The 12,040-nt window shown below is 64.1% G+C and carries 7 protein-coding genes; 6 read left to right on the top strand and 1 reads right to left on the bottom strand.

Translation table 11 applies throughout. From position 1 onward, the window contains the following. Position 1 precedes the first annotated feature (1 nt). From GobsT_RS38845 to GobsT_RS18800, 6 genes are all read left to right on the top strand, one after another. Positions 2-898, top strand: a complete 897-nt coding sequence (locus tag GobsT_RS38845) for an LpxI family protein (RefSeq protein WP_174263816.1) — start codon at positions 2-4, stop codon at positions 896-898. A gap of 187 nt (positions 899-1,085) precedes the next feature. Beyond that, positions 1,086-2,573: a glycoside hydrolase family protein gene (locus GobsT_RS18820; RefSeq protein WP_010033755.1), complete on the top strand. Its 1,488-nt coding sequence runs from the start codon at positions 1,086-1,088 to the stop codon at positions 2,571-2,573. A 539-nt stretch (positions 2,574-3,112) separates the two neighbouring features. Next, complete coding sequence (locus GobsT_RS18815) at positions 3,113-4,297, top strand: serine/threonine-protein kinase (RefSeq protein ID WP_010033754.1); 1,185 nt, start codon at positions 3,113-3,115, stop codon at positions 4,295-4,297. A gap of 51 nt (positions 4,298-4,348) precedes the next feature. After that, positions 4,349-5,317, top strand: coding sequence for a DMT family transporter (locus GobsT_RS18810; RefSeq protein WP_081471416.1), 969 nt, complete (start codon positions 4,349-4,351; stop codon positions 5,315-5,317). Positions 5,318-5,364: 47 nt separating this feature from the next. Further along, entirely contained in the window at positions 5,365-6,672 is a 1,308-nt protein-coding gene (locus GobsT_RS18805; RefSeq protein ID WP_010033749.1) for a hypothetical protein, read from the top strand. After that, positions 6,669-10,916 carry a neutral/alkaline non-lysosomal ceramidase N-terminal domain-containing protein gene (locus GobsT_RS18800; protein WP_010033747.1) on the top strand — a complete coding sequence of 1,416 codons (4,248 nt, stop codon included), beginning with the start codon at positions 6,669-6,671 and terminating at the stop codon, positions 10,914-10,916. The genes GobsT_RS18805 and GobsT_RS18800 overlap by 4 nt, the downstream gene beginning before the upstream one ends. Before the next feature lie 87 nt (positions 10,917-11,003). Here the strand turns inward: GobsT_RS18800 and GobsT_RS18795 are convergent, their stop codons facing one another. Beyond that, positions 11,004-12,029 (bottom strand): hypothetical protein, encoded by a 1,026-nt coding sequence (locus GobsT_RS18795; protein WP_010033746.1) that lies wholly within the window; start codon positions 12,027-12,029, stop codon positions 11,004-11,006. Positions 12,030-12,040: the final 11 nt, after the last annotated feature.

Genomic DNA, 12,040 nt, shown 5'->3' with positions numbered 1-12,040 from the left:
GATGACCTCTGGGATCGTTCCGTTCGGTGCCGGATTGGCTGCTCCTTTCGACCCTCGTGAGCCGGTCGGTTTGCTCGCGTGTGCCGGAAGGTTCCCGGTGGTGTTCGCGGAAAAAGCTCGCGAATGCAACATCCCGGTGGTGTGTGTCGGCGCGGTCGGGCTTGCCGATCCCGTTCTACGGGACTTGTGTACCGAATTCGTGTGGCTCCACCGCATGTCCATCGGCAGCGTGTGTCGCGCTTTCCGGCGCGGCGGCGCGCGGCGCTGGACCATGGCCGGCAAGTTCGAGAAGAAAATCCTCTTTCGGCCGTGGCGCTGGCTCCACTATATCCCGGACTGGAAGATGCTCCGGTTCTGGTTCCTGCGCCGGCGCAAAGCGAACAACGACGACTCGCTCCTGCTCGGGTTGATCGACGAGTTCCGGGCCGAAGGGTTGGAGTGCGTCTCGGCTTTGGACCTGTGCCCGGAGTTGCTCGTGCCCGAAGGCGTTCTCACCAAGCGGCATCCGACCAAGAGCGAGCAGCGCGACATCGCGTTCGGCTGGGAGCTCGCACGCGAGATGGGCCGGCTCGATGTCGGACAGAGCGTGATGATCCGGGAACGTGCCGTACTGGCTGTCGAAGCGATCGAGGGCACGGACATGGCCATTCGCCGCGCCGGCGAACTGTGTTCGCGCGGCGGGTTTGTGGTCATCAAGCTCGCCAAACCCGAGCAGGACAAGCGGTTCGACGTGCCTACCGTCGGCACCCAGACCATCGAAACGATGCACCGGGCCGGTGCGACGGCACTCGCCATTGAAGCCGGCCGGACCATTGTCATTGATCAGGCGGCGACCGTCGCGCTGGCCGAAAAGTACGGTATCACGATCACAAGCCTCGTGGCGCCGGTGAACGAGTGAGTTCACATCGGGAGGGCGGGCACACGAATATTCCGGCTGCTCCCACGTGAACGCAGTTCCCTTTCGCCCGCCCTTGCGGCTATAAATGAAGTGCGCCCGTTGAGCCGCGGTACCGCGTTCGCGCGTCCGGCCCGAGGCGGGCGCTTGCCGCGGCATCTGGGGACGGGTCGGTACGCGCATGGGTTCCATGTCCTTTTTGCTGCCGGGTTCGCTATCGGCTGCCGCCGCGGCGGGTCTCGGGGAGGCGTGCGTCGCCGGTGCCGGCTTTCACGACCGGACACCCGGCCCCACAGTCGTTTCGATCGCCGACGGGGTCCTCACGCTCTCGCGGGACGAGGACGAAAGCGGATATCTCATCGTGCCCTGGCCGGTGGCCCCGTTCGGCTCCCTGGCGATCATCAGCAGCACCCTGCGGGAGCGGGCCGAGCCGTACCGGCTGCTCGTCGAACTGGCCCGCGGCAAAGTGAACCAGGTGCGGACGCAGGCCGCCGAGTGGCACGACATCGGGCTCCATACAACTCCCGAATTCGATCGTGGGGTCGTTGAGGTCGGCCGGCAGTTCGGCCGCGCCCTGCTCGCGCCGACACCCGAAGAGTCCGACTCACTTTCCACGCACGTGTTGGAGCACGCGCATTCGCTGGCGGATCGGCTGACGCGGGACTACACCCGCCAGATGCTCGCGACGCGCGAGAAGGCCGAAGGGCGTCTGGACACGCGCCTCGCCGCCCGGCACCTGTGCGCCCCGCAACGGGCGGCGGCGGCCGAGTACGGTCGCGCGTTCAACGCCGCTGCGGTCGGGCTCCGCTGGCGTGACATTGAGGCCGCTGAGGCGCAGTACGACTGGACCGAAACCGATTCCGCCATCGCCAGCGCGCAGGCCATGGGCCTACCGGTCACCCTCGGTCCGGTCATCGATCTCGCGCCGGGCATGATGCCGCCCTGGGCCGCAGGGTGGGCCGCGGACCTGCCCACGCTCGCGGCGTGTATGTGTGACTTTTTGGAAACCGCGCTCAACCGGTACAAAGGTGATGTTCGCCGTTGGGTCGTCTGTGCCGGTTTTAACCAGGGTGAAGGGCTCGGGCTCAGTGACGACGACCGGTTGCGGCTCGCGTACCGACTGTTTGAGGCCGCGGCTCAAGTCGACTCCGGGCTGGAACTCGTTCTCAGCGTAGCCCAGCCTTGGGGCGAGTATCGGGCGGGGGGGGCGCAAACCATTTCGCCGCTCGCGTTCCCCGACGACCTGCTCCGCGCTGGTGTGCGACTGTCCGGGGTGGAACTCGAGATTCGCCCCGGAGTGCGGCCACGTGGTGGTCAGCCCCGCGACCTGCTGGACACCGCGCGCTTGCTCGACGTGTTCGGGATGCTCGGGCTACCTCTGGAGGTGGTCCTCAGTGCCCCGGCGTGCGAGGGAACGGATCGGCGGGCGGCGGACCAGCATCAGACTGCGTGGGCCTCGACCGTACCAACCCCGGAAGGTCAGGCGGAGTGGGGCGCGTCGTTCGCGGCCCTGTCGCTCTGTTGGCCGCAGGTCCGAAGCGTCACGTGGGATCATTGGATCGACGCGGAACCGCACCTCGTCCCGCACGGCGGTCTGCTCGATGCGACCGGGCGCCCGCGCCCCTTGTTGGCCCGGCTCCGGGCGCTCCGGAACGCGCATCTCGCACCCGAGGTGTAACGGCGCCGTTGCTTGTATATATTCTGCCCCATAGGCACCGTCGCATTGCGCATTCACGGGGAACTCATCCCACTCAAGTGCCGAATTCGACTATAACGAGTGACACGGGAACACCGCCCGTCGCAACCAAATATCACTCGCTCGATCCGACTGCAGAAATTTGTTGTGCTGCCAAACCGAACGCCGCTCTGATGCGGTGTTGCCCTGGCTGAGCTAGGGGAACCCTTGCCGCCTTGTGGTCGTACAGGTTGCAGGGCCACAATTCGGTTCTCACGGAAGTAAAGTCGAGAAAGCGCGACGATTAGGGCCGGTTCGGGGCAAATAACTTGCGGACGACTCGCGAACCAACGCCGACGGTTCCAAATCCGTTAGCGGTGAAAGCGAAAGACATCGAAGACGTGTAAGTGACTGCGGACATTGACCGCTCGGCTGCTTCATGGGATGAGTGGTTCGCAGCGGGTTCGGTCGTGCGCAACAAATTCTACCAGGCGCCGTCCGGTCTCAAGGTACGGTCGCTTCGGGTACCAGGAGGTGCGCCGATGACGGAGGGCGACGCGAACGTGCCGGCGGCACTGCGGGCCGTAGCCGGATACCGGTTGCTCCGCCAGATCGGTCAGGGTGGCATGAGCGCCGTGTACCACAGTTACGACGTCGTCACCGACAGACCGGTGGCGGTCAAACTCTTGGCCGATCACCTGGCGGGGCAACCCGAGTTCGTCGGCCGGTTTTACCGTGAGGCTCGGTTGAGTCGCGTTCTCGAACACCCCGCCGTCGTGCAAGGGTACGCTTCGGGGTTCGACCCCGAGGTCAGCAAGCACTATCTGGTTCTGGAATACATCGACGGTCCCACCGCACACGGCGCTTTGGTCCGCCTCGGCCGGCTCCCGGTAGGTATGGTTGTGCGCATCGGCATCGACATCGCGCAGGCGCTGGCCTTCCTGCACGAGCGCCAGTACATCCACCGGGACGTAAAGCCGGACAACATCTTGCTCCATCCGAGCGGCGGGGCGAAACTCGCTGACTTGGGGCTGGCAAAGCGGCTCAACGACGATTCGCAACTCACGGCTGTCAATCAGGGCGTCGGTACTACGTATTACATGCCCTACGAGCAGGCGGTGAACGCGAACCTGGTGGACGGGCGGAGCGACATTTTTGCGCTCGGCGCCACGCTCTACCACCTGCTGACAGGTGAAGTGCCGTTTTCTGGCGCGACCCACGACGAGGTCATCCGCGAGAAAGCGCACGGCTCGTTTCGTCCGGTCCGAGCTCTGGTGCCGGGGGTGCCGGCCGCCGTTGCGAATCTGGTCGACTCGATGCTGGCGTGTGATCCGCGGGCGCGGGTGCAGCGCGCCGACGAACTCGTTCGCGCGCTCGATGCGACAGGTTTGGCCACGACGCTGCCATCGTTTACGCACGGGGATCTCCAACCGGTCGGTGACGCTCCGCCGTTAGAGATGCAAACGCGGGCAGATCACCCGCCGATGTCCCGCCGACCCTCGGGTGCTGACGAGGGCGATGCTCCTGATCCGCCCCTAACCGCTGTTCCGCGGCCGCAACTGAGTCTTTGGCCGTGGGTGATCGGAGGCGGGGCGGTGGTGCTCACGATGCTAACCGGCCACGCGCGGCTCGGGTTGGGGATGACGGTTGGCACGCCACCTCCGTACCGCGTTGTGCAGACCGATTCTGTGCCCGTGCATGGCCGTTCCGACGTGTCTGGCCAATAATCTCTTTCTCGACCGCGTCACTCTGTTGCGGCCGTTTTGGACGCGCCCGGAATGACAGCCGAATCTCACTCTCACGCACGCGGGTTGCTGATTATCGCTGCCGTGCTTTGGAGCACTGGGAGCGTGTTCATGCGCCTGTTGCGCGAGCCGCTCGGACTGGGACTGGACGCACCACTTCTCACGCCGCTCCAGGTCGCGTTCTACCGCGGGCTGTTCGGGGGCCTGCTTGTGTTGGCGCTGGTCGCCCGTTCTGAAATGACCTTCCGGCCGCGCATGGCCGTGATGATGGTTGTGTTCACGGTCATGAGTGGTCTGTACCTTTCGGCATTAGATCTGGGGCCGGCCGCGAACGCGATTCTCCTGCAAAACACCGCCCCATTGTGGGTGTACGTGTTTGCGGTCCTTTTCCTGCACGAATCCGCCAGCCGGCGTGGCTGGGAAACGGTGCTGTTCGGGGCCGCTGGTGCGGTGGTAATTGTGGCCGGGAACTGGCCCCGAGACCTTCCTCCAGCGGAACAGCAAACGCAAGCGGTCATTTTGATGATGGGGGTTGGCAGCGGGATCACTTACGCGGTTGTGGTACTGTTCCTGCGCACGCTGCGTGCGTACTCGTCCGCCTGGCTGGTCGCACTCAATTTGCTTGGCACCGCAGCCACCTTGGGAGCGTTCGTACTCCTGAGCGACGGGCCGGCGGCCTTCGGAACGTGGGTGACGGCTCCGACGGCTCGTCAGGTGGGGGTGCTTGTTGTGTTCGGCGCGGTCCAGATGGCGATTCCGTACTGGCTGTTCACACGCAGTTTGCGTGCGGTTCCTCCGCAAGAAGCGGCGATCATCACACTTCTCGAACCGTTACTGAACCCCGTGTGGGCGTACCTGATCACGCCCGAAAAAGACACCCCGAACGTGTGGATGTTCTGCGGCGGCGGTCTGATCCTGCTCGCACTGGTGTGGCAGTACTTGCCACGCCGAACGCCTGCAACTGAGAGCGCCAAGATGGTGGCAGACAAGCCGCTCGACTGATGGCATAATGCGGGTCCGTTTTCACCCGCCCCGCCACCCGGTGCTCCATGCCGGCACTCCACCTTGCGACGTTCTCCTGCGATGTCACCCCTTCGGAAGGCCACCCGCTGTGCGGCGGTTGGATCGAACCGGTCCGTGGCGTCGACGACCCTCTGAAAACGCTCGGCATTGTGTTGCTCGGCGCGGGTAAACCGGTGGTTCTGTGCGCGGTCGATTGGACCGGCCTTCGCAACGAAGCCTTCCGAACGTGGCGCAAGGCGCTCGCCGACGCCGCGCACACCACGCCGGAGTACGTTTCGCTCCACTGCGTTCACCCGCATAACGCTCCGTTCGCCGACACCGGGGCAGAAAAGCTGATCGCTGCGGCGAAGGCCCCCACATCACTTGACCTGAAGTTCTTCGACCGGTGCGTGACTGCGTCAGCAGAAGCGCTGAGCACGTCGCTCATGAAGGCCGTCCGGTTTACACACGTCGGGACCGGCCTCGCGGAGGTAAAAGAGGTCGCGTCGAATCGCCGCGTTCTGGGCGACGACGGCAAAGTCAGGTTTACCCGTACCAGCGCGACGAAGAGTAAGGAGGCGCGCGAGGCGGCGGAGGGGATGATCGATCCGAAACTGCGAACGCTCAGCTTTTGGGACGGGGAGAAGCCACTCGCGGGACTGCATTTTTACGCCTGTCACCCCATGAGTTACTACGGCGATGGGCGGGTGAGTGCGGACTTTTGTGGCCTCGCGCGGCAGAAGCTTCAGGACGAAACTAAGGTGTTCCAGATGTACTTTAACGGGTGCGGCGGAAACGTGACGGCCGGGAAGTACAACGACGGCTCCAAAGAAAACCGGGTCGTTCTTCGTGACCGCGTACACACCGCAATGGCGTCGGCCTGGAAGGCGACCCGTACCACGCCCGTAACGGATTGGCGCTGGCGGTTCGAGTCCGTGATACTGCCGCCGCGCAAAGAGGCTGCGTTCGGTGAAGCGGAGAGCACCAAGGTGCTGAACGACCCAAAGGCGACGGCCGCCAAGCGTAACAACGCAGCATTTCAACTCGCATGGCTCGCACGCCAGGATGTGCCTGTTGAAGTCAGTTGCCTGAGTTTTGGCGGGGCGATCCAGACGCTATTTCTGCCCGGCGAGGCATTCGTCGAGTATCAACTCGCCGCGCAGAAACTCCGCCCCGACGCGGTGGTGAATGTCGCGGCCTACGGGGACGACGGGCCGGGTTACATCCCCACTGCAAAAGCTTACCTCGAAGGCGGATACGAGCCGACCGTCGCTCTGTCCGGCCCAGGTTCTGAAGAACTGCTCCTGGCTGCCATCCGGAAGCTGTTGAAGCCCGAAGGAAAGGGGAAGGAATGAAGGCGCTGCTGACACTCATACTCACGTTCACCCTCGCGGTACCGCTGGCGGCGGACGACAAGTCGCAATTTAAGGCCGGCGTGGCGGCAACAGACATTACGCCGCGCGAGCCGATTTGGATGGCCGGCTACGCTGCCCGTACCAAGCCGGCTGAGGGCCAAGTACACGCCCTCCACGCGAAAGCACTGTGCCTTGAAGATGCTAGCGGTAAGCGGCTCGTGCTCGTTACCACGGATCTGATCGGCATCCCGCGCTTGTTGGGGGCCGCAGTAGCCGCAGAGGCCGAGAAACGGTTCGGGGTCAGGCGCGAGGAACTCGTCCTCAGCGCGTCGCACACCCACTGTGGGCCTGTGGTTCGTGAGAACCTAATCGACATGTACCCGCTCACGAAAGAAGAGAGCAGAAAGATCGAGGCATACACCGATGAGCTGAAACTCCGATTAGTCGATCTCATCGGTTCGGCGATCGAGAAGCGCCGGCCCGCGGTGCTCAAGTACGGCGCGGGCAAGGCGACTTTCGCGGCGAACCGACGTGAGCCGACGGAGAAGGGCGTCGTCAACGGGCGCAACCCTGCCGGGCCGGTCGACCACACGGTTCCGGTGCTGGTCGCCGAGGGGACGGACGGTGCGCCGCTAGCGGTGGTGTTCGGGTACGCCTGTCACAACACCACACTGAGCTTCAACAAGTGGTGCGGCGACTACGCCGGGTTCGCACAACTTGCGGTCGAGAAGGCGTTCCCCGGTGCCAACGGGATGTTCTGGGCCGGGTGCGGTGCCGACGCCAACCCGCTCCCGCGCGGGAAGATCGAGCAATGCGAGCAGTACGGCAAAGAGCTTGCCGACGCGGTCACCGCGGCCGTTAAGGGTGCGAAGCCCATCCAAGGGAAGTTTTCTGCGAAATACGAGCAGATCACGCTCAAGTTCGACTCCGTACCCACAAAAGCCCAGTTGGGAGCGGACGTTCTGAGCAAAACGCTCGCCGTTCAGAAACGCGCCGAGCGGTTAATCAAAGAGCTCGAAGCGAACGGGAAGATCGCCGACATCTACCCGCACTACCCGGTGCAGGCGTGGGCGCTCGGCGATCAGGTGCTCTGGGTGGCGCTCGGTGGCGAGGTCGTGGTGGACTACTTACTGCGACTCAAAAAGGATGTCCCCACGAGCCGCGCGCTGTGGGTCATGGGCTACGCGAACGACGTGATGTCGTACATCCCCAGCGCTCGTGTGCTCAAGGAAGGTGGATACGAGGCGGATTCGTCACAGATTTACTACGGGATGCCCGGAAAGTGGAGCCCGGCCATTGAAGACGCCATTGTCGGCAAGGTCAAGAGTCTGGCGGCCGCGGTCGGGGAACTTCCGAAGCCGCCCGGCCCTCTCGACCCCAAGGAAGAACTCGCGACTTTCAAACTGCCCGATGGGATCAAGGCCGAATTAGTTGCAGCGGAGCCCGCGATCGTGGACCCGGTCGCGATGGCGTTCGACGAGAAGGGACGGCTCTTCGTTTGCGAGATGCGCGGTTATCCGAACGGCGGCGTTGGAACGGGGAGCGAAACACGGGGCAAAATCAAATGCCTTGTCGATAAGGACGGGGACGGGATTTTCGAGACGGTCACGACGTTCGCGGAGGACTTGCGGTTCCCTATGGGCGTGCAGCCCTACAAGCGCGGCCTACTCGTGGCCGTCGCTCCGGACCTGTTGTACCTCGAAGACACCGACGGTGACGGCAAGGCCGACAAAACGACCGTGCTCTACACCGGCTTTTACCTTGCGAACATTCAGCAGATGTTGAACAGCCTTCAGTGGGGGCTCGACAACTGGGTGTACGGTATTTGTGGCAGCGACGGCGGCATCGTGAAGTCCGGGCAGATGCCGGACGCCCCGGCGGTCAATCTCCGCAACCGCGGCCTGCGGTTCAAGCCCGACTTGCCGGCGAGCCTCGAACCGACCAGTTCCGGCGGTCAGTACGGGCTGAGCGCGGACGACTACCAGCGCTGGTTCACCGCGACCAACAGCCAGCACTTGCGACAAATCGTGCTCCCCGATCATTACCTGAAGCGCAACCCGGCCCTGGCGGTCTCCGCGGTGACGCTCGACATCCCCGAGCACGGGGCCGCCGCGAAGGTGTTCCGCATCAGCCCGTTCGAACCGTGGCGGGTCGAACGTACCACCCGACGCGCGGGAGGCGCGGACGCGAAACGCTTCCCTTCGACGGAACTGGTCCCCGGGGGCTATATCACCTCCGGCTGTAGTCCCCTCATTTACACCGCCGACCTGCTGCCGAACGAGTATCGCGGCAACAACTTCGTCTGTGACCCGGCGAACAACCTTGTTCACCGTGAGTTGCTGAGGGAGAACGGCGCGGCGTTCAAGGCCGTGCGCGCCTACGAGGATCGCGAGTTCTTGGCGTCCACGGACAACTGGTTCCGCCCGGTGCAGTTGAGCGTCGGGCCGGACGGCGCGATGTACGTACTCGACTTCTACCGCGAGGCCATCGAAACGCCGCTCTCGCTGCCGGACGACATCAAGAAACAATTGAACCTGGAAAGTCGCGGCCGGGGCCGGATCTGGCGCATCGCACCGAAGGACTTTACGGCTGCGAAGTTACCCGATCTCGGTGCGATGGCCCCCAAGCAACTGGCCGAGGAACTGACCGCCACCAACCCGTGGCACCGGCTCACCGCGCAACGGCTTCTGGTGGAACGGCAGGACAAGCAGGCCGTCGCGCGCGTCCGCGAACTGCTGCCGAAGGCGGTCGGTACTCCCGGTCGTGCGAACCTGCTCTGGGTTCTCGACGGGCTGGGGGCGCTGGAAGCTACCGACCTGTACGATCCGCTCGCCGATCCGGAGCCCGGCGTTCGTGAGCAGGCGCTCCGTCTCGCGGAGCAATTCCTCCGGACTTCGCCGACCCTTTGCCTTCGCGTGACCCCCTTGCGTACCGATCCGTCTCCGCGGGTTCGGTTCCAACTCGCTCTGACGGCAGGCGCGTTGCCCACAACGGACGCGGTGCGAGTGCTCGAGGAGATTCTCAGCAAAGATGCTCGTGATCCGTGGACGGTAACGGCCGTGCTGAGTTCGGCTCGTGAGTACGGCTTCCACCTTCTGCAGGTGCTGACGCGGCCCGACCGCCAGCCCGACCTCGCGCTGACGACCCGAGTCGCCGCAATGATCGGCGCTCGGGGTGATGCGCAGGAGGTCGGGTTGGTGCTCGAATTGGTTGCCGAACGACCGCTCGCGCGCGGGTGCGAGGTTGCGGTCCTCGACGGGCTGGGGCAGGGGATGCGGGCCTCCGCCGCGCCGCTCCCCACGTGGTGGCAGAAGCCGCCTGCGGGAGCCGCAGACGCCCTCAAGAAGCTCCGCAAGCGGTTCGAGGCCGCTGCGAGTGCGTTGCGCGACGAGAACGCCACATCGGCCAACCGAATCGCCGGTGCCGCGCTGCTCGCGTATGGGCCGTTCGATGCGGCCGGAGATGCTCTGATCGCCGCGCTGGCGCCTGCAACGCCGGGCGACGTGCAAGCGGCGGCGGTTCGCGCGCTGGCGGCCCACACCGATCCTAAAGTCGCTGATTTGTTGCTCAAGAACTGGGCGAGCTACGGCCCGGCCCTGCGCCGCGAGGCGCTTGATGCGCTGCTCGGCCGTCCGGATCGGATTGCAAAACTACTGGACGCTGTTGAGGCTAAGACCGTTACCCATTCCGAGTTCGCACTGGAGCAAGTTCAGCAACTGAAGGCGCACCCCAATGCCGGCGTCCGCGCGCGGGCGTTAACAGTTTTCAAACTCGCCGCAAGTGCCGATCGGGCCAAGGTGATTAAGGAGTACGCGACCGCGCTCGAACTGAAGGGCGACGCGCTGAAGGGCAGGGGGGTGTTCAAGAAGTCGTGCGCCGCGTGCCACAAGCTCGATGGCGTCGGCTTCGACGTCGGGGCCAACTTGCTCGCCGCTCTGCCGAACAAGTCGGGCGAAGACCTGCTCGCCGCCGTTCTGGACCCGAACCGCGAGGTGGACCCGCGTTATGTGTCCTACAACGTCGTGACCGCCGATGACCGTGTGCTGAATGGTGTGGTCGCGTCGGAGTCGCCGACGAGCATCACGATACGACGAGCCGACGGAAAGGAAGATGTGATCCTCCGCTCCAACATCGCGACGTTGCGTTCGACCGGTCTCTCACTCATGCCGACGGGACTGGAGAAGGAGTTAATGCCTCAGGACATGGCCGATCTGTTCGCGTACCTCCGAAGCGTCGGGAAGTGAACACGCCGCGCTACTTTGTCTGTAACCAGAAGGGGCTGTGACGGAGGTGGTCATCGCAGCCCTTCTGATCACTGTGAATTGGTGAGGTCAGAACTCATACTCGTTCTTGATCTGGTCCTTCGGGATGAGCGTGACATCCGTTACGTCTTGCAGTCGAAGTACCGGAACGTAACGTTCTTCGGCGCCAGGCGCTTTAACGAAGTCGATCACTCCCTTGACGCGAACCCAGTCGAAGTAGTTACGGCTCACGACTTGCGGCGAGATGATCCGCACCTTCAGCATCACCGAGTCCTGACCGCAGCACGTCATCTTCTGTCGAAACAGCGTAAACTGCTTGTCGCTGAGGGGGTTGAAGCGCCCTTCGAGAATCGCGGTGCTGCCGGCGTAGGAGCGGCGCTTGTCCTCGCTGAACGCCGCCTCGGTCAAGTCGTTGAACCGCATCTCGATCCCGGCCTGAGCAACGACCGAATAGACCGGCGGCTTGTTCTTTTCCGTCACTTCGCGGATCTGGAACCCCTTGTCCGTCTGCAATACGCGCACGAGTGTCCCGTCCGGTTTTTCTTCGACGCTCTTAACCGTGGCCGTCGGCGCGAGCTGCGCGAGATCGGCGCTGCTTTGCAGTTCGACCTCGTTCCCGAGTGCGGCCCGCTGAGCGTCGGCGCTGAGCCCCGTGTTCGGAATCCCCAGGAAGTACAGGGTGATCGGGAACACGAGGATCAGCATCCGGGCGAACACCCAGGACATGTCGTGACTGTGCCCGTGGTCGTCCACGAGGTTCTCATCGGTGTTGGGCGCGCCGGGCAGGCCCGGGAGATGGTTGCACGACGCGGTGTGAACATGGTTCTCACGACACGTCGGGTCGTTCGAGTCGACCGGGACCAATTCGCCGGCCTCGCGCCACACGGTGATGGCACGAAGAAGCACCAGCACGAACACCACGATCCCGCCAATGAGTACCGGGAGGTGGAACTGCGGCGCGAGGATGTGTCGCAGCATGTCGCTGCGGTAGAGCTGAATCGCGACGAATCCGAGTCCCCCGCACACGAAGATCGTGAGCAACTGCTCGGTGAAGTAGTCGCGCGGCGACTGACACCCGGCGTGGCTGTGGGGCATGCTATTCCTCC

The sequence above is a fragment of the Gemmata obscuriglobus genome (genome assembly GCF_008065095.1).
In the GTDB taxonomy this organism is placed as follows: domain Bacteria; phylum Planctomycetota; class Planctomycetia; order Gemmatales; family Gemmataceae; genus Gemmata; species Gemmata obscuriglobus.
The sequence above is the reverse complement of the archived record's forward strand: the minus strand, read 5'-3'. Positions and strand labels throughout refer to the sequence as shown.